The sequence below is a fragment of the Pseudomonas sp. genome, from assembly GCF_040514055.1.
Lineage (GTDB): Bacteria > Pseudomonadota > Gammaproteobacteria > Pseudomonadales > Pseudomonadaceae > Aquipseudomonas.
Map to the genome: position 1 here is coordinate 249,751 of NZ_JBEVDL010000026.1, position 26,417 is coordinate 276,167.

At 65.1% G+C, this 26,417-nt stretch carries 18 protein-coding genes, 1 other RNA gene and 1 pseudogene; 9 read left to right on the forward strand and 11 right to left on the reverse strand.

The window, feature by feature from the left end:
- Window positions 1-2: 2 nt before the first annotated feature.
- From ABWY06_RS07115 to ABWY06_RS25870, 7 genes and pseudogenes are all read right to left on the reverse strand, one after another.
- Complete coding sequence (locus tag ABWY06_RS07115) at window positions 3-515, reverse strand: sigma-70 family RNA polymerase sigma factor (protein ID WP_353924858.1); 513 nt, start codon at window positions 513-515, stop codon at window positions 3-5.
- 87 nt (window positions 516-602) lie between these two features.
- Complete coding sequence (gene recR / locus ABWY06_RS07120) at window positions 603-1,202, reverse strand: recombination mediator RecR (protein WP_353924859.1); 600 nt, start codon at window positions 1,200-1,202, stop codon at window positions 603-605.
- A gap of 285 nt (window positions 1,203-1,487) precedes the next feature.
- Window positions 1,488-1,814 (reverse strand): YbaB/EbfC family nucleoid-associated protein, encoded by a 327-nt coding sequence (locus ABWY06_RS07125; RefSeq protein WP_353924860.1) that lies wholly within the window; start codon window positions 1,812-1,814, stop codon window positions 1,488-1,490.
- Between the two features lie 5 nt (window positions 1,815-1,819).
- On the reverse strand, window positions 1,820-3,919 hold the full coding sequence (dnaX, locus tag ABWY06_RS07130) for a DNA polymerase III subunit gamma/tau (RefSeq protein WP_353924861.1): 2,100 nt from the start codon (window positions 3,917-3,919) through the stop codon (window positions 1,820-1,822).
- 299 nt (window positions 3,920-4,218) lie between these two features.
- An RNA gene (gene ffs, locus ABWY06_RS07135) (signal recognition particle sRNA small type) lies at window positions 4,219-4,315 on the reverse strand.
- A gap of 169 nt (window positions 4,316-4,484) precedes the next feature.
- Window positions 4,485-5,264, reverse strand: coding sequence for a methyl-accepting chemotaxis protein (locus ABWY06_RS25865; protein WP_502948164.1), 780 nt, complete (start codon window positions 5,262-5,264; stop codon window positions 4,485-4,487).
- Window positions 5,265-5,342: 78 nt separating this feature from the next.
- A pseudogene (locus ABWY06_RS25870) lies at window positions 5,343-6,119 on the reverse strand (MCP four helix bundle domain-containing protein); the annotation flags it as partial.
- A 277-nt stretch (window positions 6,120-6,396) separates the two neighbouring features.
- Between ABWY06_RS25870 and ABWY06_RS07145 the strand changes: the two are divergent.
- The 4 genes from ABWY06_RS07145 (at window position 6,397) to ABWY06_RS07160 (ending at window position 10,064) form a co-directional block, all read left to right on the forward strand.
- Window positions 6,397-6,747 (forward strand): low molecular weight protein tyrosine phosphatase family protein, encoded by a 351-nt coding sequence (locus ABWY06_RS07145; RefSeq protein ID WP_353924863.1) that lies wholly within the window; start codon window positions 6,397-6,399, stop codon window positions 6,745-6,747.
- A gap of 204 nt (window positions 6,748-6,951) precedes the next feature.
- Entirely contained in the window at window positions 6,952-8,562 is a 1,611-nt protein-coding gene (locus ABWY06_RS07150) for an esterase/lipase family protein (RefSeq protein WP_353924864.1), read from the forward strand.
- Window positions 8,563-8,737: 175 nt separating this feature from the next.
- Complete coding sequence (locus ABWY06_RS07155; protein ID WP_353924865.1) at window positions 8,738-9,016, forward strand: HU family DNA-binding protein; 279 nt, start codon at window positions 8,738-8,740, stop codon at window positions 9,014-9,016.
- A gap of 151 nt (window positions 9,017-9,167) precedes the next feature.
- The gene (locus ABWY06_RS07160) at window positions 9,168-10,064 is read left to right on the forward strand and encodes a hypothetical protein (protein WP_353924866.1); all 897 of its coding nucleotides are present in this window, start codon (window positions 9,168-9,170) and stop codon (window positions 10,062-10,064) included.
- A gap of 229 nt (window positions 10,065-10,293) precedes the next feature.
- Here the strand turns inward: ABWY06_RS07160 and ligA are convergent, their stop codons facing one another.
- The 4 genes from ligA to ABWY06_RS07180 all read right to left on the reverse strand — a co-directional run bounded on the left by ligA (window position 10,294) and on the right by ABWY06_RS07180 (window position 18,022).
- Window positions 10,294-12,690: an NAD-dependent DNA ligase LigA gene (gene ligA, locus ABWY06_RS07165; protein WP_353924867.1), complete on the reverse strand. Its 2,397-nt coding sequence runs from the start codon at window positions 12,688-12,690 to the stop codon at window positions 10,294-10,296.
- Between the two features lie 114 nt (window positions 12,691-12,804).
- Window positions 12,805-13,641: a cell division protein ZipA gene (gene zipA / locus ABWY06_RS07170; protein ID WP_353924868.1), complete on the reverse strand. Its 837-nt coding sequence runs from the start codon at window positions 13,639-13,641 to the stop codon at window positions 12,805-12,807.
- Window positions 13,642-13,843: 202 nt separating this feature from the next.
- Entirely contained in the window at window positions 13,844-17,341 is a 3,498-nt protein-coding gene (gene smc / locus ABWY06_RS07175; RefSeq protein ID WP_353924869.1) for a chromosome segregation protein SMC, read from the reverse strand.
- 21 nt (window positions 17,342-17,362) lie between these two features.
- Complete coding sequence (locus ABWY06_RS07180) at window positions 17,363-18,022, reverse strand: GntR family transcriptional regulator (RefSeq protein WP_353924870.1); 660 nt, start codon at window positions 18,020-18,022, stop codon at window positions 17,363-17,365.
- Window positions 18,023-18,193: 171 nt separating this feature from the next.
- On the opposite strand from ABWY06_RS07180, the gene ABWY06_RS07185 reads away from it, so the two are divergent.
- From ABWY06_RS07185 to ABWY06_RS07205, 5 genes are all read left to right on the forward strand, one after another.
- Window positions 18,194-19,330 (forward strand): alkane 1-monooxygenase, encoded by a 1,137-nt coding sequence (locus tag ABWY06_RS07185; protein ID WP_353924871.1) that lies wholly within the window; start codon window positions 18,194-18,196, stop codon window positions 19,328-19,330.
- 215 nt (window positions 19,331-19,545) lie between these two features.
- Window positions 19,546-21,081, forward strand: coding sequence for a transcriptional regulator GcsR (gene gcsR, locus ABWY06_RS07190; protein WP_353924872.1), 1,536 nt, complete (start codon window positions 19,546-19,548; stop codon window positions 21,079-21,081).
- Between the two features lie 487 nt (window positions 21,082-21,568).
- Entirely contained in the window at window positions 21,569-21,952 is a 384-nt protein-coding gene (gene gcvH / locus ABWY06_RS07195) for a glycine cleavage system protein GcvH (protein ID WP_353924873.1), read from the forward strand.
- Between the two features lie 9 nt (window positions 21,953-21,961).
- A complete protein-coding gene (gene gcvP / locus ABWY06_RS07200; RefSeq protein WP_353924874.1) occupies window positions 21,962-24,823 on the forward strand; it encodes an aminomethyl-transferring glycine dehydrogenase in 2,862 nt (953 codons plus the stop codon).
- A gap of 204 nt (window positions 24,824-25,027) precedes the next feature.
- Window positions 25,028-26,404 (forward strand): L-serine ammonia-lyase, encoded by a 1,377-nt coding sequence (locus tag ABWY06_RS07205; RefSeq protein WP_353924875.1) that lies wholly within the window; start codon window positions 25,028-25,030, stop codon window positions 26,402-26,404.
- Window positions 26,405-26,417 lie beyond the last annotated feature (13 nt).

Below are 26,417 nucleotides of genomic sequence, written 5' to 3' on the forward strand. Positions count from 1 at the left end.
GGTCAGGCGTCCTGCAGCAGCAGGCAATGCAGCATGGCCTGGGCCATGTATTTTTTGACCATGCGCTCGGAAACTCCCAGCCGGGTGGCGATCTGCCCATAGGTCAAGCCGTCCAGCTGGGCCAGCAGAAACGCGTCGCGGACCTTGCCGGGCAGGCGCCGCAGCATGGCATCGATCTCCATCAGGGTGGCGACGATCAGTGCGCAGGCTTCGGGCGACGGAGCATAGCCCGGGCATTGCTGGGTCAGCGATTCCAGGTAGGCCCGTTCGAGCGCCAAACGACGCCATTGATTGACCAGCAGCGCGTGGGCGATGGTCGAGAGGTAGGCCCGCGGATCGCGCAGCGGCGACAGGTCGCGTTCCTTGCTCAGCAGACGCAGGAAGGTATCCTGGGCCAAGTCCGCCGCGCGCTGGCTGCAGCCAGTACGCCGGCGCAACCAACCCTGCAGCCAACCATGATGGTCCAGATACAACTGCTGCAAGGCGTCGTGTCGGGAGAGCACCTTGACTGCCATTGAAAACCATCCGCCACTTCGCCTGAATCAGACGACAATGGTAATGCTTCTCATATATATCTTCCAGCCTGATCGGCTCGGGTTCGATCAGAGGTTGATGGGACGGCGTCCGGCCAGGGAATGGGCCAGAGTACCGCCATCGACCAGTTCCAGCTCGCCACCCAGGGGCATGCCATGGGCAATCCGCGACGCCACCAGCTCCTTGCCGGCCAGCAGCTGGGCGATGTAATGGGCGGTTGCCTCGCCTTCGACGGTCGGGTTGGTGGCCAAAATCACTTCGTTAAAATGTCCCTGCTCGATGCGCGCCAGCAGCTCGGGAATGCCGATGGCCTCCGGGCCCAGGCCGTCGAGGGGCGACAGGTGCCCCTTGAGCACGAAATAGCGCCCGCGGTAGCCGGTCTGCTCGACCGCATGAACGTCCATCGGCCCCTCCACCACGCACAGCACACTGTCGTCACGGCGCGGGTCGAGGCACTGCTGGCAGAGCTCGTCTTCGCTAAGGGTACGGCATTGCCGACAATACCCGACCCCGTCCATGGCCTGGGTCAACGCCTGGGCCAGGCGCAAGGCGCCACTGCGATCACGCTCGAGCAGGTTCAACGCCATGCGCTGGGCGGTTTTCTGCCCCACACCGGGCAGGATGCGCAGCGAATCGATCAGGTGGCGAATCAGCGGACTAAAACTCATGACAGGAACTCGATCGCGACAAGGGAGGCTCAGGGCGTTGGACAGCGCGTACCAGGGAGTGACGCGGTCGCCACTCCAGGCTACTGGACACAACGCCCTGGATCAGCGCAGACACAACAGGATCCGGAACAGAAATTCGCGGGGCGCAGCAGCTGTAGGGGTGATCAGGCGGTGTGCCGGGCAAGGCGCCTGCGGGCGAGGAACCGCAGTGTGCTAAAGCACATGAGGATTCCGAGCGTGCAGGCAACACCGCCCGGCGCCCCGACTGGACACCCCCCACAATCATCAGAAGGGCATTTTGAAACCGGGGGGCAACTGCATCCCTGCGGTCATGCCGGACATTTTGTCCTGGCTGTTCTGCTCGACCTTGCGCACGGCGTCATTCACGGCCGCCGCGATCAGGTCTTCGAGGATCTCCTTGTCTTCCTGCATCAGGCTGTCATCCAGGCTGATGCGCTTGACGTCGTGACGTCCAGTCATCACCACCGTCACCAGACCCGCCCCCGACTGCCCGGTAACTTCGGCGTTGGCCAATTCTTCCTGGGCCTTCTGCATTTTTTCCTGCATCTGCTGTGCCTGCTTCATCAGGCCGGCCATGCCACCTTTCATCATGGGAATCACCTCACATCGTTCTGAGTCGTTGGGTTCGCGGTCGGCTCCAGCGGCTCGATCGAGCCGTCACGGACCACCGCAGCAAATTGTTGGACCATCTGCTGCACCAGCGGATCCGCCTGGATAGCCGCCTCGGCCTGGCGTTGGCGCTCCTGGCGGTAGCGTGACGCCGCCTGGGCCGGGGTTTCCTGCTCGGGCTTGCGCAGCTCGATGTCCAGCTTCAGCGGGCGTCCATGATACTGGTTCAGCGCATCGTTGAGCCGCTGCTGCTGGGTAGGATTGAACAATGCGCTTTGCGCCGGGTCCAGGTGCAGGCGCCAGACGTCGCCGTCCCTGGCCACCAGCGTGCAGTTAGCGGCGATGCTGCCGGTCATGCCAGCCAGTCCCAGGCGCGGGAACAGCTCGAGCCATTCGGCGGCCAGGCCGCTGGCGGGCAAGGCCGCTGGTTCGACCGCGGCCGGTTCGGCGACGGGCGTCACCAGCGCATCGAGGTAGGCGTCGGCTTCGCCATCGATTTCGTAATAGTCGTCATCGCCCAGGGGCGGCTCGTCATCGTCGGACTGCGGCTGCGGGGACGGCGGGGCTTTATCGGCGGCCGCCACGCTTGTCGCCGGCGCTGGCTCAGGCGGCTGCTGGGGCAAGGCTGGCGTCGGCGCTTCCCAGGGCAGGTCGATGGCGGCCACCGCAGCGCTGGGGGCGTCCGCTGGTTTCAGCGCTGTCGGCAGCGTCGGTTGCGCTGCGGGCGTAGGCGCAGGCTCCGCGACGGCGGACGGAACCGACTCGGGGAGCGGGACCGGCGCCAACGCGGAGACCGGGACAGGGACCGGGACCGGGACGGCAGGCTCGGGGCTGTAGGCCGGCGCGAGGTTCGGCACCAGCGGCTCGACAACGGGCGTCGGGACAGCGGTGGGGGCGACCGCGGGGACCGACGCCACTACGGCCGCCGGTTGCGCCTGGGAATCAGCCGTGGCCGGGCTGACTCCCTGGAGCTTTAACGGCGCCCTGGGCGCGTTGTCGGCGCTCGCTGGCCGGAACGCCAGCATGCGCAGCAGGACCATCTCGAAACCGCCGCGCGGGTCGGGCGCCAGCGGCAGGTCGCGCCGACCGATCAGTCCCATCTGGTAATAGAACTGCACATCCTCGGCCGGCAAGGCCTGGGCCAGGGCCAGCACCCGATCGCGATCGCCCTGGCCGTTGTCCACCGCTTCCGGCAAGGCCTGGGCGATGGCCACCCGATGCAGCACATTGAGGATTTCCGCGAGCACCCCGCTCCAGTCCGGCCCCTGCTCGGCCAGATGCCGCACGGCTTCGATCAGGCCTCGCGCATCGCCTTCCAGCAAGGCCTGCAGCACGCCATAGACCTGGCCATGATCGAGGGTGCCGAGCATGGCGCGCACATCGGCGGCCATGACCTTGCCTTCGCCGAAGGCAATGGCCTGGTCGGTCAGGCTCATGGCATCGCGCATCGAACCATCGGCGGCACGCCCGAGCAGCCACAGCGCGTCGGTCTCGAAGGGCACGTTCTCGACGCCCAATACGTGGGTCAGATGCTCGACCACCCGCTCCGGCGGCATGTTCTTCAGGGAGAACTGCAGGCAGCGCGAGAGGATGGTGACCGGCAGTTTCTGCGGATCGGTGGTCGCCAGCAGGAACTTGACGTGGGGCGGCGGCTCTTCCAGCGTCTTGAGCAAGGCGTTGAACGAGTGACTGGAGAGCATGTGCACTTCGTCGATGAGGTACACCTTGAAGCGTCCACGGCTGGGCGCGTATTGCACGTTGTCCAGCAGTTCGCGGGTGTCCTCGACCTTGGTGCGGCTGGCGGCGTCGACCTCGATCAGGTCGATAAAACGCCCCTCATCGATTTCCTTGCAGATCGAGCAGACGCCGCAGGGCGTGGAGCTGACGCCGTTCTCGCAGTTGAGGCACTTGGCGATAATGCGCGCGATGGTGGTCTTGCCCACCCCTCGGGTGCCGGTAAACAGGTACGCATGGTGCAGACGCTGGCTGTCCAGCGCATTGATCAGGGCCTTGAGCACATGGGTCTGGCCGACCATTTCGCGGAACGAGCGCGGACGCCATTTACGTGCAAGAACCTGATAACTCATCGAAAACCGTCGCAACAGGAGGGCAGAAGTCGGCTAATCCTATCGGAGCATGGGGCAAATTGCATCCGATGCGCAGCGAACAGGACCCGCCACCGCAGGAATCGGTGCCGAGGGCGTAGGCAGGTCAGGCGATGCCGGACAGACCCTTTGTCAACAAGCAACGAGCACAATGAAAGATTCGCCGACGCTGCAGGCAGAGTGCCGCACGAGCAAAACATCAACAAACAAAGGAAATCGCACAGGCGAAAGATTAAAACAGACAAGGCGGCGAGAACCGCGGGCCTTGAAATTGGAGGCAACCCCACCAGCCACACCCCGGCACACAATGTCACCGCTACGGCTGCTCCCTTCCAGGCCTGACCGGGTTCACGGCTGATCGTTGCGGAGGGACCGGTGGGGTCACCATCACGAAGCCCGCCTTGCGACGAGCCGCGCCATTGTAACCACTTGCCGGCAACTTACAACAGCCAGCGCCGATTAAAAATCATATTTATGACAAGCACTTGGATAACCTGGCCAGGGTGTCGGCGAGACGCTGACGCGCCCCGCCAGGCTGACCCTCGGCTCACACCCGAAAGCGCTTGACCAGCTGCGCCAGGTTGCCGGACAGCTCGGACAAGCGCTGGCTGGCGGCGGTGCTGCGCTCGGAGGTCTGCGCCGCTTCGTTGGACAGCTCGCGAATATCACTGATGCTGCGGGCGATACCCTCGGTCACCGAGCTCTGTTGCTCGCACGCCGTGGCGATCTGTGCGGCCATATCGTTGATGCGCTGCACCGAATCGCCGGTAGCGCCCAGCGCCTGATCGACCCCAGCGGCCTGGTCGACGCTTTCACGGGCCCTGACGCTGCCCGAATGGGTGGCCTTGACCGCATTCTGCACCCCGCTTTGCAGGCGCTCGATCATCTCCTGGATATCCTTGGTCGAGTCCTGGGTGCGCGCCGCCAAGGCGCGCACTTCGTCGGCGACCACGGCAAAACCGCGCCCCTGCTCACCGGCCCTGGCCGCCTCGATCGCGGCGTTCAGCGCCAGCAAGTTGGTCTGTTCGGCGATGCCCTTGATCACCGCCAGCACCGCACCGATATTGGCGGTTTCCTGCTCCAGGGTCTGGATGGTGCCCGAGGCGCTTTCCACCTCGAGGGCCAACTGGCGGATCGAGCCGATGGTCGCCCCGACCACCCGTGCCCCTTCCTGGGATTGGCGCTCGGCCTGACGCGCCGCGTCCGAGGCCTGCTGCGCGCTGCGCGCCACCTCATGCACCGCCGCGCTCATCTCGCTGGCGGCGGTGCTGACCTGATCGACTGCGACATGCTCGCGGCTGATCAGCCGGTCATTGGTCGCCGCCATGCCCGCCAACTGCTGCGCCGAATCGGCGACCTCGCCGGTGACCCGCCCGACCTCGCGAATCAGCGGCTGCAGCTTGTCGAGAAAACGGTTGAAGGCGTCCCCGAGCCTTCCCAGCTCATCCCGGGACTTGACCTCCAGACGGGTCCGCAGATCGCCATCGCCATCGGCGATCTGTTCGATGCGCTGCAGCAAGGTGTGCAGCGGCCGGGTAATCAATAAGGGAAACCCCAGCATCAACACGGCACAGACCAGCAAGCCAAACCCTATCACCAGGCTCTGTTGCCAGCTCAGGGAATGCCCCTCGCTGATGGCCACCGTGCCTTCGGCATTGGCCGCGGCATCTTCGAGCTCACCGAGCTTGTCGATACTGTCGCGCATCGCCTGGAACTGGGTCTCGCTGTCGCCAAAACTCAGCTGCGCGGCGGCGGCCGGATCGCTGCCCGCCAGTTGCACCACCTGCTGGGAGCTGGCCTTCCAGCGCGCGAAGCCGCTGTCGAATTGCGCCACCAGGTTTTCAGCTTCCCGACCGGGCTTCATCGCCAGGTACTTGTGCACCCGGTCATAGGCCTGCTGCATGTTTTCCGCGTGGTCGGCCTTGAGCCCCTCACCCCGCGCGCCCGCAGCGTCCAGCAGCAGGCTGCGCTCGGCGACGAATGCCTGATAGAGGTCGCGGTCGGCATTGAGCATCAGGCTGATGGCGGGCAGGTAACGGTTGGTGAGGCGCGTACTGGAGTCGGCTACATGATCGATGCCGCGTATCCCCAGCACGCCCATCAGCACCAGCAAGGCCGCCAACAACAGGATCGGCAGGGCCATCTTCCAGCGAAATCCCAGGTTCGCAAACACACTCAGCATAATGCCCACTCCAATGGCCACTCCAGCGCGGCGCCCTCGTGGACGCCTCCCAACTCGGGACGACAACCCATCCGCATTCCATAGGCCTTTGCCGCCCCACTGCGCCAGGCGCGAATACAGGGACGACAGAGGCCTACGACAAGCGTAGACCAGCCGGCCCCCGCCAGGACGACGCCGATTAACCCGTGCCGCGCAGAAGTAAAACCGCCACTCCCCGCGGCTGCCGGATCAGAGCCGAGCGGGTAAACTGGCGCTTTGCCGATCCGAGCCCAAGCCAATGCCCAGCCCCGCGTCTTCCTCCCCGCTGCGCCTGCTGTTTATCTGCAGCCGCAACCAATGGCGCAGCCCCACCGCGGAACAGGTCTGGCGGCGCCACCCCGGCCTGAGCGTGCGCTCGGCCGGCACCAGTGCCAGCGCGAGGCGCCGGGTCGGCATCGCGGACCTGGAGTGGGCCGACATTGTTCTGGTAATGGAGTCCAGCCACAAAGGTCGACTGCTCGCCGAGTTCCCCGCGGCCATGCGCGACAAGCCCGTGCACGTATTGGACATCCCAGACGAGTACCAGTACATGGACCCGGAACTGGTCGAGCAACTGCGTGCCCAGGTCGGCGCCCTGCTCGGCCTCTGATGCGGCGGGCCGCGCCCAGACGCCGTGGGGTTGGCGCCGGAGGCTGTGCTGAAACCGCCCGGCAGCCTGTCCGAGCAGGACCCTCACCGGCCAGGCGGTAGCCGCAGCAGATTATCGCCAGCTAAGCTTAATGGCCGTGCTGCCTCGCGCCAGGCACGACACGGCCCTCTGGCACAACGGCGCACCTGCGGAGAGGGATTTTCCATGACCAGCCCCCACAGCCCCTTTCACCCCATCATCTATGTCCGTGGCTATGCCATGACCCAGGCGGAAATCGACCAGACCACGGCCGACCCCTTCTGCGGCTTCAACCTCGGCTCCACCACCTACCGCGCCGTTGCCGAGCGCAACCGGCCGCCGCGTAAATTTGTCTTCGAGTCGCCACTGGTGCGCCTGGTCTCCGAGTTCGGTTACCAGGACGTCTACCAGGGCGGCTACGACATACTCGACGCGGAATGGCAGGACAATCCGGCCAACCGCCTGAGCAGTCGCTCGATCATCATCCACCGCTTCTACGACCAGGCCTCCAGCCTGCTGGGCCTCGGCGAGCCGCCCAGCCTGGCGAATTTCGCCAGCCGCCTGGGCGAGCTGATCATGCGGGTCCGGGAATTGGTGTGCGACAACCCGGACAACGGGATCGGCAAGGAAGATTTTCGCTGTTACCTGGTGGCCCACTCCATGGGCGGGTTGGTGTGTCGCGGCCTGTTGCAGAATCCGTTGCATGACCCATTGGGCGCGGCGCGTCACGTGGCCAAGCTCTTCACCTACGCCACCCCGCACAACGGTATCGAGATGCTCGGGGTCAACCCGCCCAGCTGGCTGAACCTGAACGCGATCGACAGCTTCAACCGCGACAAGCTGGCGACCTTCTTCGGCCTGGAGCAGGCTTATGCCCGCCATGGCCGCGTCGACCTGCTGCCCCAGGAGCGCTACCCCAGCGAGCAGGTGTTCTGCATGGTCGGTACCAATCGCCTGGACTACGAGGCGGCACTGGGGTTGTCGCGCACCTTCGTTGGCCACGGCAGCGACGGCCTGGTGCGCATCGCCAATGCCACGCTGCAAAGCCTGGATGCCCACGGGGAATTGGCGCAACCCTGCGCCAAGGCGTTCGCCTACCGCAGCCACTCGGGCTTCTTTGGGCTGGTCAACAGCGAGGAGGCCTACCAGAACCTGGTGCGCTTTCTGTTCGGCGACGTGCGCGTCGACCTGTGGCTGGACATCGAGGCGATCAGCCTGCCGGCGCCGGTGGACACCGCGCAGCGGGCGGGGCGCCAGGTCAATGCGCTGTACCAGATCGAAACCCTGGCGGCGCCCCGGGGCAAACTCTGGTACCTGACCCGACGCACGGCCGAGGAGGACTCGGTGACCTGCCTGTCGCACCAGGACTGGCTGCACGACCCGCAACGGCATGGCATCCGCTACCTGTCGTCGGTGTTCCTGGCGCGCCGGGCCAAGGTCAATCACCACGACGACAGTCTGACCTACACCATGACGCTGAACGTGCGGGTACCCGACTACGAGATCGAGCGGACCTTGTGGGTCGATCAGCATTTCGAGGGCAGCTACCTGTTTCGCAATGCCCTGCTGCTCAAGCTCTTCCCCGCCCGGGACAACGACCCCGATGCCTGGCGCCTGGAGTACGCCTGGCAGGACCAGGGGTTGAACCAGGCGCTGAAACCCCTGACCCCCAGCGTTAGGGCCGACGGCAAACTGCAGGTCAGCGTGCCGTTCGACAGCCGCAGCACACCGGGAATCAAGGGTCAGCTGCGGCTGGTGCTCAGTGCCTGGAATGGCGATGCGCAACTGCGCGAATAACCGCAGCGGCGCACGGCCAAAAAGCGATCTGCCGCGCATTCGCCCGGGGCGATGCGACTAACACTGGATCAGCGCGGGTCAGGCGCGCTACTGTGCCGGCCCGGCAGTCGCTGGGGCGGCGTGTCCGCGCCGCCCCGCTGCAGCGCCCTGCCAACCGACCCGATGGAGCAGTACCATGGCAATGACCAAAGACCAATTGATCACCGATATCGCCGAAGCCACCGACGCGCCCAAGGCCACGGTCCGCGCCATCCTCGAGCAGCTGAGTGAAATCGTCAGCGAAGCCCTGGAAAATCACGACGAAATCACCCTGCCCGGTATCGGCAAGCTCAAGACCAGCGAGCGCCCTGCCCGCACCGGACGTAATCCGCAGACCGGTGCCGCGATCGAAATCGCCGCCAAACGCGTGATCAAGTACGTGCCCGCCAAGGCCCTCAGCGACGCCATCAACTGACGCGCGCGCCCACTGCGGAGGCGTCAGCGCCGCAGTGGGCATCGTCCAAGGCCGCGCGCATGCGCGGCCCCGACGACACCTCAGTCCCAGGCGACGGCGCGAGGCCAGGGCGCTAAACTCAGCGCATCCCCACCTCCCCAGGACCCGACTTGTGGTCGACAGCTCGCCCGCCCTCACCGCGCGCATGTTGCAACAGCTGGAACGCCGTCGCGTCCTGCTGGAACGGCTGATCTTTATCGCCGGCTCGCTGGAAACCCTGAAAAGTGGCCTGGAAAGCCTGGTCGACCTGACCGGCGATCCCACCTCGGCAACACCGATGAACGTCACGGTGGAGGCCCTGGACCGCAAGCTGCTGGCAATGGAAGGCCCCGAGATCCGCCTGCGTCTGGTCAACCTGGACCGCGAACTGCAAAGCCAGTTCGCCCAGGTACAGCTGTTGCTCGAACAGCTGGAACAGGGCGAAACCGACCAGCAGGTCCAGCTCGAACATGCCCGCTACCTGATCGACGCCTTCCACCGGTGCGCCAGGACGGCCCTGGCGCTGCGCTGGCTGCTACGCCAGCGCGGCCAGGTGGTCGACGAGCTGCAGCTGCCGTACGAGCGCGAAAACCTGCTGCGTCAGCTCAAGGGCCTGACCACCCAGGAGCGGGCCGCCCGCCACCAGGTCATCGGGGAAATCCAGGACCTGGCCTACGACCTCGACCGCCTGCTGAACGACCCCGGACTGCGCCCACCCATGCACGAGCTGCTCGGCCAGTTGCGCGTCGGCCTGGCCGACAACCTGCTGCACCTGTTCAATGGCGGCAGCGTCGAGCACCTGCCGCTGTCGGTCGAATTGATCGACTTCAGCCAGGCCCAGACCCTTGTCCAGTTACCGCTGCTGGAAGTCACCGAAATGCCGGACAGCATCGAGCCCGCCGCCGTGGAGCCCGCACCGCCTGTCGAGCCCGAGCATCCGCCACTGGGCTTCGGCCAGCGCCTGCGCCTGTGGCTAAGCACCCCCTGGCAGGTAGGCTGGAAAGATATCCGCAGGGATAAAAAGCCTTAACCTGCCGCCCGGCATGACGAGGAGCATTTGGCCGAAAATGCCCTGTATGACAGGTCTAAATAATCTGCCCCACGAAAAAACACCCTGCTCTGGTAGGGCGGGTGAAACCCGCGGCCTTGGGCATCCGTGGGTCACGCGACGCGGCTGGCGCGCCGGGGTGGCCGGGCCAATCGCTTGCGTCGCTCACCCTCCCTACGAAAAACCATAAAAAACACCCTGCTCCGCCCCCCTACGGCCTCACGCCAAACCCAGCCAGCGCGGCGATAAAGGCGTCTTCGTCCAGCACCCGCAAACCCAATTCGTTGGCCTTGGTCAGCTTGGAGCCGGCGCCGGGACCAGCCACCACGCAGTGGGTCTTGGCCGAGACCGAGCCCGAGACCTTGGCGCCCAGGGCCTCCAGTTTGTCCTTGGCCTGGTCGCGGCTCATGACTTCCAGAGAGCCGGTCAGCACCCAGGTCTGGCCGGCCAGCGGCAAGCCCGCGACCTGCTGGCGTACACTGTCCCAGTGCATGCCGAAGTCCCGCAGTTGCGCCTCGATGGCCTGCGCCTGGGCAACGTTCGCGGGCTCGGCGAAAAACGCCCGCACCGCCTGTTTGGCTTTTTCGTTGAGGCCCTTCATGGCGCTCAGGTCGAGCCAGTCGGCGGCAATGATTTTTTCCAGGCTATCGAATTTTTCCGCCAAGTTTTTGGCCCCGGTCGGGCCGACCGAGGCGATATGCAGGCTGTCGACAAAACCGGCCAGCGTGGTGCAGGCAGCGAATTCCGGGTGCAACTCACCCTGATCCTGGGGCTCCACGCCACGGGCCAGCAATAACTCGATCACCCCCAGGTTATGGCTGTCGCCGAAGAAGCCGTGAATCTCGAACGCCACCTCGGCGCCGATATCCGGCAGGCAGGTCAGCACCTGGGGCAAGGCCCGCTGGATCCGCGCCAGCGAGCCCAGGGCACGCGCCAGCAGCTTGGCGGTCTCTTCGCCGACATCGGGAATGCCCAGGGCGAAGATAAAACGCGCCAGGCTCGGTCGTTTGCTGGCTTCGATGGCGGCCAACAGGTTACGTGTGGACAGCTCGGCGAAGCCGTCCAGCTCGATGACCTGCTCGTGGGTCAGGCAATAGAGGTCCGCCGGTGAGCGGATCAGGCCGGTATCCACCAGCTGCTCGACGATCTTGTCGCCCAGGCCGTCGATATCCATGGCCCGCCGCGAAACGAAATGGATGATCGCCTGCTTGAGCTGGGCCTGGCAGGCCAGGCGGCCGACGCAGCGGTAGATAGAACCCTCGCTGTGGGACTCGCGGCCCTTGCTGCGCTTGACCAGCTGGGTGCGCTCCACCGCCGAACCGCAGACCGGGCACTGGCTGGGCACCTCGACCGCGCGCGCGTCGCTCGTGCGGCGCTCGGTAATCACCCCCAGCACCTGGGGAATCACATCGCCAGCACGGCGCACGATCACCGTATCGCCGATCATCACCCCCAGGCGCGCCACTTCATCCATGTTGTGCAGGGTGGCGTTGGCCACCATCACACCCGCCACCTTGACCGGCTTAAGCCGGGCCACCGGGGTAATGGCGCCGGTGCGCCCCACCTGGAACTCGACGCCCAGCAGTTCGGTCAACTCCTCGCTGGCCGGAAACTTGAAGGCCAGCGCCCAGCGCGGCTCGCGGGCGCGAAAACCCAGTTCGCGCTGCTGGGCCAGGTCGTTGACCTTGAACACCACCCCGTCGATTTCGTAGGCCAGGGCCTGGCGGCGTTCGCCGATATCGCGGTAATACGCCAGGCAGCCCTCGACCCCCGCGGCCAGCTTGAGCTCGCGACTGATCGGCAGCCCCCAGCCTTTCAGCGCCTCGAGCAAGCCGATATGGCTGTCGGGCAAGGTCCCATCACTGCGTCCGACGCCATAGGCACACAGCTCCAGCGGCCGGCTGGCGGTGATCTTCGGGTCCAGCTGGCGCAGGCTGCCGGCGGCGGCGTTGCGCGGATTGGCGAAGGTCTTGCCACCGATCGCCAGTTGACTGGCATTGAGCCGCTCGAAGCCAGCCTTGGACATAAAGACCTCGCCGCGCACCTCGAGCACCGCCGGCCAGCCGCTGCCCTGCAGGCGCAGCGGAATATTGCGCACCGTGCGCACGTTGGCGCTGATGTCCTCGCCGGTGCTGCCGTCGCCGCGGGTGGCGCCGCGCACCAACTGGCCATTCTCGTACAGCAGGCTGACCGCCAGGCCGTCGAGCTTAGGCTCGCAGCTGTAGGCCACTTCAGTCGCCGCAGCAAAGAGGTCCCCGCTCGGCCCGGTGGACGGCAGATCCAGGCCCTCGCGCACCCGCCGGTCGAAGTCCAGCAGCTGCTGCTGCTCGAAGGCGTTGCCCAGGCTGAGCATCGGCACGTCGTGGCGCACCTGACCAAAGGCCGACAAGGCTTGGCCGCCAACCCGCTGGGTCGGTGACTCGGCGGTGATCAGTTCGGGATGCTCGGCTTCCAGGGCCTTGAGGGCATTGAACAGCCGATCGTACTCGGCATCCGGCACACTGGGCTGGTCGAGCACGTAGTAGCGGTAGTTGTGCGCATCGAGCTCACTGCGCAACTGACTGATACGTTCGGCGGCCTGCAGGGCGGGGGATACGGCGTCGGTCATGGAGCCACTCTCGAAACGAAAAAAGCAGCCGCGGCTGCTTGTTGACAAAGCCTATCAGGCGGATCGGCAAGGTACCGTCCGCCCTGTTCAGCGGCCTGCAACCGCAGGCCGCGCTCAGCGTTTGTGGGTCAGCTGCTTGCGTTCGAACTCGACGATACGCTGGCGATAATGCTCGATGGTCTGCGCCGTGATCACGCTGCGCTGGTCATCCTTGAGCTCGCCATTGAGCTCATGGGCCAGTTTACGCGCTGCGGCGACCATCACGTCGAAGGCCTGCTTGGGATGACGCGGGCCGGGCAGCCCGAGGAAAAAACTCACCGCACGGGTACTGAAACCCTCGATATCGTCCAGGTCGAAGGTGCCGGGCTTGACCGCGTTGGCCATGGAAAACAGCACCTCGCCATTACCGGCCATGCTTTCGTGACGGTGGAAGATGTCCATCTCACCGAAACGCAGCCCACTCTCCAGGATATTCTGCAGCAGCGCCGGGCCCATAAAACCGTGCTCGTCGCGGGCGATCACGCTGATCACCAGCACTTCCTCCACCGGCGCCAGGTCACGCGACTCGTTGCGCGGCTCGGCACGGCTGGACCCAACCGGCGGCTCGTCGCGTACCGGGTTCAGCAAGGTCGGCACCGGCTCATCGGCCTCCAGATTGAGGTCACCCTGCTGCGGCTCGACCACGGTGCCACGGCGGCGGTTGAGTTCGCGGGCACTCAGCGCCGGCAGGTCTTCCTCATCCAGCCGCGGCTCCTGGTTACGCGGCAATACCCGCGGCGGCCCCAGCAAGGCCGGATCCTCGTCATCGTCTGGCAGGTTGGAAAAGCTGCGATCCAGTCGGAACTTCAGCTTGCCCTTGCCACCGCGCATGCGCCGCCAGCCATCGAACAGGATGCCAGCGATAACGATGATGCCGATGACGATCAGCCACTCGCGCAGACCGATTTCCATGTAGTTCTGTAACCCCTGAAATAAAAAAATAATGGAGCGTGGCCTCGGGCCAACCCTCGATTTTCACTCACAACCACTCAATGCCTCTTCAATCGGTCGATCACGACCGGCAACCCGCTGTTCTGACAGGTTTTTTCCCAATATAACGATACGTGGGCAATAAGCTAGCATGCCAAAAGCCAAGTTTATAGCGCCAGTCGCGTCAAGCCTCGACCAGGGCCAGCGCTGCCTCCACATCCACTGCCACCAAGCGCGAGCATCCCGGCTCGTGCATGGTCACGCCCATGAGCTGATCGGCCATTTCCATGGCGATCTTATTGTGGGTGATATAGATGAATTGCACTTTCTCCGACATTTCCTTGACCAACCGGGCATAGCGACCGACGTTGGCGTCATCCAGCGGCGCGTCCACTTCGTCGAGCATGCAGAAGGGCGCGGGATTGAGCTGGAAGATCGCGAACACCAGGGCCAGGGCCGTCAAGGCTTTTTCGCCACCGGACAGCAGGTGGATGGTGCTGTTTTTCTTGCCCGGCGGGCGCGCCATGATTGTGACCCCCGTATCGAGTAGATCTTCGCCTGTGAGTTCCAAATAAGCGTTGCCTCCACCAAATACTTTTGGGAATAAGGCTTGCAGGCCGCCATTGATCTGGTCGAAGGTTTCCTTGAAACGGTTACGGGTTTCCTTGTCGATCTTGCGGATGACGTTTTCCAGGGTGTCCAGGGCTTCGACCAGGTCGGCGTTCTGCGCGTCCAGATAGCGCTTGCGCTCGCCCTGCTGTTGATACTCGTCGATCGCCGCCAGGTTGATCGGGCCCAGACGCTGAATACGCGCGGCCAGGCGCTCCAACTCTTCCTCCCAGGCTTTTTCATTGGCCTCGGGGGTCAGGGTCGCCAGCACCCCATGCAGGTCGTACTGGTCTTCCGTCAACTGGTCCTGGAAGGCCTTGCGCCGCACGGTCAGGGCCTGCCACTCCATGCGTTGCTGTTCCAGTTGCCCACGCAGCAATTGCGCCTGCTGCTCGGCCTGGGTGCGCCGTTTTTCCACATCACGCAGCTCGCGATCGGCGTCTTCCAGGGCCAGGCGCGCCAGCTTCAGTTCGTCCTCCACGCCCATGCGCCGATCCAGCAACTCCTCGAGTTTCATGCGCAGCTCTTCCAGCGGCGCGGCGCCCTCATCCAGGTTGAGGCTCAGCTGTTCACGTTTTTCATGCAGGCGCTCGGCCTGCAATTCCAGACGCTCCAGGGCCTGCCGGGTCGACTGGTGCTGCGCGCGCAGAGAGCCCAGGCGTACCGCCAACTGGTGGGCATGGTCCTTGTGCTGGCGTGCGTCCTGGCGCACCCGGTCGAGCGTTTCGCGCAAGCGGTCGCGGCGGGCCAACAGAGTTTCGCGCTGCTCGGTGTCCTCGGCCATGGCGTCCAGGGCGTCCTGCAACTGCAGCCGACCTTCGCCCAATTGTTCATGCTCGAGGGCGCGCTGTTCGGCCAGTTCGGCCAGTTCGGCCTCCAGCCGCTGGCGGCGCAAGGTCAGCTGCTCGACCTTGGCCTGGCCGGCGGACAACTGCGCCTTGAGCTCGGCCTGGCGCCGTGCTTCGTGCTGCAACTGGCGACGGCGCTGCTCGCGGGCTTCTTCCTGCTGGCGCTGGTCCTGACGCAGATGCTGCAGCGCCTCGTCCAGCCCCTGCAGGGTGGCTTCGCGCTCGTCGCGCTCCAGGCCCAGGGCCTCGATTTCCTGGCCACGGGCCAACAGCCCGCCTTCGGTGACCCCGGCCCGGCGCACCCGCAGGAAATGCCGGCCCAGCCAGTAGCCATCGCGGCTGATCAGGCTGTCGCCCTCGGCCAGCGAGGCGCGCATCAGCAAGGCGTCGTCCAGCGACTCCACCGGCCGCACCCGACCCAGCCAGGGGCCCAGGTCAACGGCGCTGTCGACCTTGTCCAGCAGGCTGCCGGGCTGGCGCGCGCCGGCCCGGCCAGGGCTGAGCAAGCGCAGGTCACCCTGGGTAAAGCTGTCCAGCGGCAGCTCGCGCAACTCGGTCAGAGGATCGAGCAACACTGCCTGCAAATCAGCGCCCAGCACGGTTTCCACCGCCAGCTCCCAACCCGGCTCGACCCGCAGGCCCTCGGCCAGGCGCGGGCGCTCGTTCAGCTGCTGGTCGCGCAACCACTCGGCAGCCCCGCTGCCCGGGTCGAGCGCCGCCTGCTGCAGGGCTTCCAGGGACGCCAGGCGACCGTTGAGGCGCTGCAACTCGCCCTGGGCCTGCTGTTGCGCCTGGCCGGCGCGCTGCAGGTCGGCGCGCAGCTGCTCGATGCGCTCAGCCATGCCCGCTTCGTCGGCCTGCAGGGCCTCGAGGTCCAGCTCGCTGCTGGCCACCTGTTCGGCCAGCTCGAGTATCGCGGCATCCTCGGGATCGGCCGCCAGCTGGGCGCGCTCGTCGGCCAGGCGACGCTGACGGTCGGCCAGGCGTTCGAGGCTGTGTTCCAGTTGCTGGATCCGCGACTGCTGCACTTCGGCCTGGCGGCGCGGCTCGGCCGAGCGCTGGTTGAACGCATCCCAGGCTTCCTGCCAGCCGTGCATGGCCGCCTCGGCCTCCTCCAGGGCCGCCGCCGATTCTTCGGCGGCGGCAACGGTCAGGGCCTGCTCGGGCTCGAGCTCCGCCAGTTCCTCGGCGAAAGTCGCCAGCAAGGTGCGGTCATGCCCCAGGTGCGATTCGGTTTCCTGGCGCGAACGCTCGGCCTCGTTGAAGTCGTCCTGCAGCTGGCGCAGTCGCTGCTGGCCATGCTGAATGCTCTGTTCGACCCGGGCGATATCGCCCCCCACCGAGTAAAAGCGTCCCTGCACCAGGTTGAACCCCTCGGACAGCTCGTGGTGACCGTCGCGCAGCCGCTCGATGCCAGCATCGGCATTGCGCTGCTCGGCCACCAGGGCCTCGAAGGCGATTTCCTGCTGGCCGATCACCGCTTCGCGCTGGCCAACCTGTTCGTTCAGCGCCTGCCATTTCAGCGCAGACAGCTGAGCCTTGAGCTGACGCTCCTCGGCCTTGAACTCCTGGTATTTCTCGGCGGCCTGGGCCTGGCGGTGCAGACGATCGAGCTGGCGCTCCAGCTCCTCACGCAGGTCGGTCAGGCGCGCCAGGTTTTCATGGGTGCGGCGGATACGGTTTTCGGTTTCCCGACGGCGCTCCTTGTATTTCGAGATGCCGGCGGCTTCCTCGATAAAGTTGCGCAAGTCCTCGGGTTTGGCCTCGATCAGCTTGGAAATCATCCCCTGCTCGATGATCGAGTAGCTGCGCGGCCCCAACCCGGTGCCGAGAAAAATATCGGTGATGTCGCGGCGCCGGCACTTGGTGCCGTTGAGAAAGTAAGTGTTCTGGCTGTCGCGGGTGACCCGTCGGCGAATGGAGATTTCCGCGTAACTGGCGTATTCGCCGACCAGGGTGCCGTCGGAGTTGTCGAACACCAGTTCGATGGAGGCCTGGCTGACCGGCTTGCGGCTGGTCGAGCCGTTGAAGATGACGTCGGTCATCGACTCGCCACGAAGGTTCTTCGCCGAACTCTCGCCCATCACCCAGCGTACGGCGTCGATGATATTGGACTTGCCACAACCGTTGGGGCCGACCACGGCGGCCATGTTGCTGGGAAAATTGACCGTGGTGGGGTCTACGAAGGATTTGAAGCCCGCCAGCTTGATGCATTTCAGGCGCATAAATCCCTCCCCTCCACGGGCTTAGCGCTCGGCCAGCGCGGCCAGCACCAGCTGGCAATTGTGCTGGCCGTACTCACCGAGCACTTGGCGCACGCGGCCCAGGTCGCGGGCCACCACCGCCTGCAGCAGGCTGGCGAAGGCTTCAAGGAACTGACCCATCTCGCCTTTGCGCCGCTCCAGGGCCAGGTGGTAGGTACGGCTGATGGCCGGCAGCAGGTTCTCCACGGTTTCCTGCAGGTAGGGATTGTCGGCGAACGGAAAGGCCGCGCGCATCACATCGAAACTGTGCTCGACAAAGGCGCTGATATCGCGCCGTTCGGCGCTAGCCACCAACTTGCCCTGGATCACCAGCAAGGGCGCCAGGTCGGCCTGGACTCGCCATTTTTGCGCCACCGCGTTGCCCAGCAGGATGTACAACTCCATGACCAGGCCGTAGAGGCTCTGCACGTTGTGCGGCGTCAGTTCGGTCACATGGGCGCCACGGCGCGGCAGGATGGCGATCAGATGACGACGCTCGAGGATCAGCAGCGCCTCGCGCACCGAACCCCGGCTGACATTCAAGGCCTGGGTGACTTTCTGTTCCTGGATGCGTTCGCGTTCCTTGAGCTCGCCACGAATGATGCGTTCGGCGAGGTGATGAGCAATCTGCTCGGAGAGGCTGTCCGGTGCCTTGAACGTCATGATTGTCCTTACAGGGTCGAAAACACGCGGCGCAAGTGTAACACAGGGCGTTACGCGGCCAAGCCGAACGCCCATGGGGGTTCCGATCGAAAGATAGGGCGCAGACAGGTGGCCGGCATAAAGTAATATTGTCCTACAATCCTACAATAAAGCCGCTACCTGGAGCCCCTTATGTTCGAACGACTGCCCTCTCATTGGATGCTGGCCCTGAAAAAGGTCGGTTACTGGATCTGGCTGGTGCCGGTGGCCTGCGTGCCGCTGAGTTACCAGTTGTCGGTGGGAAGCCCCCACGCCGACGCCTGGGCCTTTCTGGTGCTCGGGGTGATGTTCGGTCTGGTGCCGCTGCTTGACCTGCTGGTCGGCCGCGATCCAGCCAACCCCGACGAAGACATACAGGTGCCGCGGATGGAAGCGCAGGGCTACTACCGGCTGCTGAGCCTGGTGGCGGTGCCGGTGCTGCTGGGCTTGCTCGGCTGGAGCGCCTGGGCCTTCGCCGAGCACCCTGGCTGGAGTTGGCTGGGCCGTCTCGGCTGGGTGCTTTCGGTCGGCACGGTGCTGGGCGCCATTGGCATCACCGTGGCCCATGAATTGATCCACAAGGACCCGGCGCTGGAGCGCGCTGCCGGTGGCCTGCTGTTGGCGGCGGTCTGCTACGCCGGTTTCAAGATCGAGCATGTACGCGGCCACCATGTGCATGTGTCGACCCCCGAGGACGCCTCCTCCTCGCGCTATGGGCAGAGCCTCTATCACTTCCTGCCTCGCGCCTATTACCACAACCTGCGCAATGCCTGGGCGCTGGAGGCGCAACGGCTCAAGCGCCGGGGCTTGCCGGCGCTGCACTGGCGTAACGAACTGATCACCTGGTACCTGATCAGCCTGGGCTTGCTGGTCGGCTTCGGCCTGGCCCTGGGCACCCTCGGCGCGCTGTTTTTCCTCGGTCAGGCCTGGGTCGCGCTGACGCTGCTGGAGATCGTCAATTACGTCGAGCACTACGGCCTGCACCGCCGCAAGCTGGACAATGGCCGCTACGAGCGCACCACCGCGCGGCACTCGTGGAACAGCAACTTCCTGCTGACCAACCTGTTCCTGTTCCATCTGCAACGCCACTCGGACCATCACGCCCACGCCAAGCGGCGCTACCAGGTGCTGCGGCATTGCGACGAAAGCCCGCAGTTGCCCGCCGGGTATGCCGGGATGGTGGTGCTGGCGCTGTTCCCACCGCTGTGGCGCCGGGTAATGGACCCGCGGGTACTGACCTATTACAGCGGCGAGGAATATCAGCTCAGCCAGGAGCAAAGCGCGTTCTAGTGGTCGGCGGGAGCGCACTGGCAGCTTGGCGCAAGCACGGCGCCTGGCTGCAAGGCGCCGGCAGGCCGGGCATCGCCCGCGGCGGTAGCCAAGATCCCCCCAGGCGTCGCGGGTGTTGCCCAAACGGCCCGCGGCTGGGCGCCGAGCAATTCCCCGATCCACCCTCAGACCGGGCATAATTGCCCGCTTTAAGGCACAGGGCTTTCGCTCGACCCATGCGCATCCACGTCACCTTTATCGACCGCGTTGGCATCACCCAGGAGGTCCTGGCCCTGCTGGGCGGGCGCAACCTCAACCTGGACGCGGTGGAAATGCTGCCGCCCAATGTCTATATCGACGCGCCGACCCTCAGCCCCCAGGTGCTCGACGAACTGCGCGATGCGCTGTTCAAGGTGCAGGGCGTGCAGCAGGTGAACGTGGTCGACATCCTGCCGGGCCAGCAACGGCGACTGCAGCTCGACGCCCTGCTCGGCGCCATGAGCGACCCGGTGCTGGCGGTCGACGGCGACGGCCACGTGCTGCTGGCCAATCCGGCCCTGGTCGCCCTCTGCGGACGCGAACCCGAGGGCCAGAGCCTGGGCGAGCTGTTCGATGACAGCGAGCTGCAACGCGCCTTGCTTGACCAGGGCTTTCGCCTGCCGCTGCGGGAAGTCACCCTCAATGGCCAGGCCCTGCTGCTGGACGCCACGCCGATCGGCGAAACCATCCAGGGCGGCGTCGCCCACCTGACCGGTGCCTTGCTGACGTTTTATGCGCCCAGCCGTATCGGCGAGCGCTTGGCCGCCCTGCACCACGACCATGCCGAAGGCTTCGATTCGCTGCTCGGCGACTCCGCGCCGATCCGCACGCTCAAGGCCCGTGCCCTGCGCGTGGCCAGCCTGGATGCCCCGCTGTTGATCCGCGGCGAAACCGGCACCGGCAAGGAATTGGTGGCCCGCGCCTGCCATGCCAGCAGCGGGCGCTCCAGCGCCCCTTTCCTGGCGCTGAACTGCGCCGCGCTGCCGGAGAACCTGGCCGAAAGCGAGCTGTTCGGCTATGCCCCCGGGGCCTTTACCGGCGCCCAACGCGGCGGCAAGCCGGGGCTGATGGAGCTGGCCAACCAGGGCACGGTGTTTCTCGACGAAATCGGCGAGATGTCCCCCTACCTGCAGGCCAAACTGCTGCGCTTTCTCAACGATGGCAGTTTCCGCCGGGTCGGCGGCGACCGTGAAGTCAAGGTCAATGTGCGCATCCTCAGCGCGACCCACCGCGACCTGGAAAAGATGGTCGCCGAAGGCGGTTTCCGCGAGGACCTGTTCTACCGCCTGAACGTACTGAACCTGGAGGTGCCGCCGCTGCGCGAGCGCGGCCAGGACATCCTGATGCTGGCCCGGCATTTTATGCAGCAGGCCTGTGCGCAGATCCAGCGGCCGACCTGTCGGCTGGCACCGGGCACCTATCCGGCGCTGCTGGACAACCGCTGGCCGGGCAACGTCCGCCAGTTGCAGAACGTGATCTTTCGCGCCGCCGCCATTTGCGACAGCACCCTGGTGGATATCGGTGACCTGGATATCGCCGGCACCTCGGTGGCGCGGCAAAACGACGGCGAAGTGGCCAGCCTGGAGCAGGCGGTGGAGGACTTCGAACGGGCCCTGCTGGAAAAACTCTACGTCAGCTACCCCTCCAGCCGACAACTGGCGGCGCGGCTGCTGACCTCCCACACCGCGATCGCCAATCGCCTGCGCAAGTACGGCATTCCTGGCAAGGGTTAGGCGCCGAGGGATATGGTTCCTCACCCCCGGCGCCTGTTGCGTGGACGCGGAGCGCCCAGGACGGCATCCCCACGCAGAGCGTGGGAACGATCATCCCGCGCCACGCGGAGCCCGGAATCGCCTAACAGCCGTCCACAAAAACCTCGTCATACCCGCGAAGGCGGGTATCCAAGGGGGAGGATGCTTCGATCCGGACGCGCCAGCGGGCCACTGCCCGGCACGCCGTAGCGAAATCACTACAGCGTAACGAAATCGACACAACCCGCTGCAGCCCAGCGCTCTAGGGGCCCTGACGTAAATACATATGTCGAGGTCGCTTGCGCTGTAGCGATATCGCTACAAAGAGAAAACTCAATTCACCCAAAAATTCTCTATCTAACTGATTTTAAAGGATTTAATTTAAATGGCACTTCATTTGCTATAACTTAACCCAGTTGCATTCCCGCCCGGCGTCAGAAACGGGCGACCCGTCCCTTAAGGAGTTCCCATGAGCGAGTTGCGTTTCACTGTCGAGCACGAATGGCTGCGTCTGGATACCGACGGTCTGGTGACCGTAGGCATTACCCCTTATGCCCAGGAAGCGCTTGGTGACGTGGTGTATGTGCAACTGCCGGAACTGGACAACCACACCCAGGGTGCGGAAGTCGCGGTACTGGAATCGGTCAAGGCGGCCAGCAATATCACCATGCCGCTGGACGGCGAAGTGCTCGAAGTGAACCCCGCGCTGGAAGGCAACCCCGAGCTGGTCAACGAAGACCCGTTGGGCAAGGGCTGGTTCTTCCGTTTCCGCCCGGCCGATGCCGCCGCCGTCGCCGCGCTGCTCGACCAGGACGCCTACGACCGCCTGCTGTCCGCCAACGCCGAGGCCTGAGGAATCACCATGACCGTACAACTGAGCGAACTGGGTAACGAGAACGAATTTATCGCCCGTCATATCGGCCCGCGCGCGGATGACGAAAAGGCCATGCTCGCCTTGCTCGGCTACGACTCGCTGGAAGCCCTGAGCGACAGCGTGATCCCCGACAGCATCAAGGGCAGCAGTGTGCTCGACGCCCTGCCCGGCCAGAGCGAAGCCGAGGCCCTGGCCTCGATCAAGGCCATCGCCGACAAGAACCAGCTGTTCAAGACCTTTATCGGCCAGGGCTACTACGGCACCCACACGCCAGCGCCGATCCTGCGCAACCTGCTGGAAAACCCGGCCTGGTACACCGCCTACACGCCCTACCAGCCGGAAATTTCCCAGGGCCGCCTGGAAGCGCTGCTGAACTTCCAGACCCTGATCAGCGACCTGGCCGGCCTGCCGATCGCCAACGCCTCCATGCTCGACGAGGCCACGGCCGCCGCCGAAGCCATGACCTTCTGCAAGCGCCTGGCGAAGAACAAGGGCAGCAACGCCTTCTTCGCTTCGATGCACTGCCACCCGCAGACCCTCGACGTGCTGCGCACCCGTGCCGAGCCCCTGGGCATTGAGGTCGTGATCGGCGACGAGCAGCAGTTGGACGACGTCAGCGCCTATTTCGGCGCCCTGCTGCAGTACCCGACCAGCAATGGCGAGGTCTGCGACTACGCCGCGCTGGTCCAGCGTTTCCACAGCGCCAACGCCCTGGTCGCAGTCGCCGCGGACCTGCTGGCCCTGACCCTGCTGACCCCCCCGGGTGAATTCGGCGCGGACGTGGCCATCGGCAGCGCCCAACGCTTTGGCGTGCCCCTGGGTTTCGGCGGCCCCCATGCCGCCTACTTCGCCACCCGCGACGCCTTCAAACGCGACATGCCGGGCCGCCTGGTCGGGGTGTCGGTCGACCGTTTCGGCAAGCCGGCCCTGCGCCTGGCCATGCAAACCCGCGAGCAGCATATCCGCCGCGAGAAGGCCACCAGCAACATCTGCACCGCCCAGGTCCTGCTGGCCAACATCGCCAGCATGTACGCCGTCTACCACGGTCCCCAGGGCCTGACGCGCATTGCCCACCGGGTGCAGCGCCTGACCGCGATCCTGGCCCAAGGCCTGGACGCCCTGGGTCGCCCGGCGCAGCAGCAGCATTTCTTCGACACCATCACTCTGGCCACCGGCGCGCAGACCGCCGCGCTGCACGCCAAGGCGCATGCCCAGGGCCTCAACCTGCGGGTGATCGACGCCCAGCAGCTGGGGTTGTCCCTGGATGAAACCAGCACCCAGGCCGATGTCGAGACCCTGTGGCAGCTGTTCGCCGATGCCGGCCAAACCCTGCCCGACTTCGCCGCGCTGGCCCAAAGCACCCCGTCGCGCCTGCCCCAGTCGCTGCTGCGCCAATCGGCGATCCTCGCGCACCCGGTGTTCAACCGCTATCACTCGGAAACCGAGCTGATGCGCTACCTGCGCAAGCTGGCCGACAAGGACCTGGCGCTGGACCGCACCATGATCCCGCTGGGTTCCTGCACCATGAAACTCAACGCCGCCAGCGAGATGATCCCGGTCACCTGGAGCGAGTTCGGCAACCTGCACCCCTTCGCCCCGGCCGAACAGAGCCAGGGTTACCAGCAGCTGACCGACGAACTGGAGGCCATGCTCTGCGCCGCCACCGGCTACGACGCCATTTCCCTGCAACCCAATGCCGGGTCCCAGGGTGAATACGCCGGCCTGCTGGCGATCCGTGCCTACCACCTGAGCCGCGGCGACGATCAGCGCGACATCTGCCTGATCCCCTCCTCGGCCCACGGCACCAACCCGGCCACCGCCAATATGGTCGGCATGCGCGTGGTGGTGACCGCCTGCGACGCCCGTGGCAACGTCGACATCGACGACCTGCGGGCCAAGGCTGAGGAGCACAAGGAGCGCCTGGCCGCGCTGATGATCACCTACCCCTCGACCCACGGTGTGTTCGAGGAAGGCATCCGCGATATCTGCGCCGTGATCCATGACAACGGCGGTCAGGTCTATATCGACGGCGCCAATATGAACGCCATGGTCGGCCTGTGCGCCCCGGGCCAGTTCGGCGGCGACGTCTCGCACCTGAACCTGCACAAGACCTTCTGCATCCCCCACGGCGGTGGCGGCCCGGGCGTCGGCCCGATCGGCGTCAAGTCGCACCTGGCGCCGTTCCTGCCGGGCCACGCACACATGGCCCGCAAGGAAGGCGCGGTGTGCGCCGCGCCGTTCGGCAGCGCAAGCATCCTGCCGATCACCTGGATGTACATCCGCATGATGGGCGGCGCTGGCCTGAAACGCGCCTCGCAGCTGGCGATCCTCAACGCCAACTACATCTCCCGTCGCCTCGAAGAGCACTACCCGGTGCTGTACACCGGCAGCAACGGTCTGGTGGCGCACGAATGCATCCTCGACCTGCGCCCGCTCAAGGACAGCAGCGGCATCAGCGTCGACGACGTGGCCAAGCGCCTGATCGACTTCGGCTTCCACGCCCCGACCATGTCCTTCCCGGTAGCCGGCACCTTGATGATCGAGCCGACCGAAAGCGAATCCAAAGAAGAACTGGACCGCTTCTGCGACGCCATGATCCGCATCCGCGAAGAAATCCGCGCAGTGGAAAACGGCACCCTGGACAAGGACGACAACCCACTGAAAAACGCCCCGCACACTGCCGCGGAACTGGTGGGCGAGTGGACGCACCCGTATAGCCGCGAGCAAGCGGTCTACCCGGTCGCGTCGCTGATCGAAGGCAAGTACTGGCCGCCGGTGGGTCGTGTCGACAACGTCTTCGGTGATCGCAACCTGGTTTGCGCCTGCCCGTCGATCGAAAGCTACGCTTAAACGAATGAGGGGGGCATTTATCTGCACCCGATTTCAATAACACCACAAAACCCTGTGGGAGCTGGCTTGCCAGCGATGAGGGTGGATCTGTCGACATTTCTGTTGACTGACACACCGCCATCGCTGGCAAGCCAGCTCCCACAGGATCGTGACCAGCCCGAAAAATTTCCGCCAATTCCTATAACAAGAAACCGGAGAACAACCATGTCGTTAAGCGTGTTCGACCTGTTCAAGATTGGCATCGGCCCCTCCAGTTCCCACACCGTCGGCCCGATGCGTGCTGCCGCACGTTTCGCCGAAGGTTTGCGCCGTGAAGGGCTGCTCACAGCGACCGCTTGCGTCAAAGTCGAGCTGTACGGCTCACTCGGCGCCACCGGCAAAGGCCACGGCAGCGACAAGGCTGTGTTGCTCGGCCTGGAAGGCGAACACCCGGACACCGTGGATACCGAAACCGTCGCCGCCCGCCTGCACGACATTCGCGGCAATGGTCGCTTGAACCTGCTGGGCGAACACAGCATTGCGTTCAATGAGAAAGAACACCTGGCGATGATTCGCAAGCCCTTGGCCTATCACCCCAACGGCATGATCTTTCGCGCCTTCGACGCCGCGGGCCTGCAAATCCGCAGCCGCGAGTACTACTCGGTCGGTGGTGGTTTTGTCGTCGATGAAGACGCCGCCGGTGCCGACCGCATCGTCGAAGACGCCACCCCCCTGACCTTCCCGTTCAAAAGTGCCAAGGACCTGCTGGGCCACTGCACCACCTATGGCTTGTCCATCAGCCAAGTGATGCTGACCAACGAAAGTGCCTGGCGCCCGGAAGCGGAAACCCGCGCCGGCCTGCTGAAAATCTGGCAAGTGATGCAGGACTGCGTCGCCGCCGGCTGCCGCAACGAAGGCATCCTGCCCGGGGGCCTGAAGGTCAAGCGCCGGGCAGCAGCGCTGCACCGGCACCTGTGCAAGAACCCCGAATCGTCACTGCGCGATCCACTGTCGGTACTGGACTGGGTCCACCTGTCCGCCCTGGCGGTCAACGAAGAAAACGCCAATGGCGGACGCGTGGTGACAGCCCCGACCAACGGCGCGGCCGGGATTATCCCGGCGGTACTGCATTACTACATGCGCTTCATCCCCGGCGCGAACGATGACGGGGTGGTGCGCTTTCTGCTGACCGCCGCGGCCATCGGCATCCTGTACAAGGAAAACGCTTCGATCTCGGGCGCCGAAGTCGGTTGCCAGGGCGAAGTCGGCGTGGCCTGTTCAATGGCGGCGGGCGCCCTGTGCGAGGTGCTTGGCGGCACCGTGCAACAAGTGGAAAACGCCGCGGAAATCGGCATGGAACACAACCTCGGGCTGACCTGCGACCCGATCGGCGGGCTGGTGCAAGTGCCTTGCATCGAACGCAACGCCATGGGTTCGGTCAAGGCCATCAATGCCGTGCGCATGGCCATGCGTGGCGACGGGCAGCACTTCGTGTCCCTCGACAAGGTCATCCGCACCATGCGCCAGACCGGCGCCGACATGAAAAGCAAATACAAGGAAACCGCCCGTGGCGGTTTGGCGGTCAACATTATCGAGTGCTGATGCGCGCTCATCT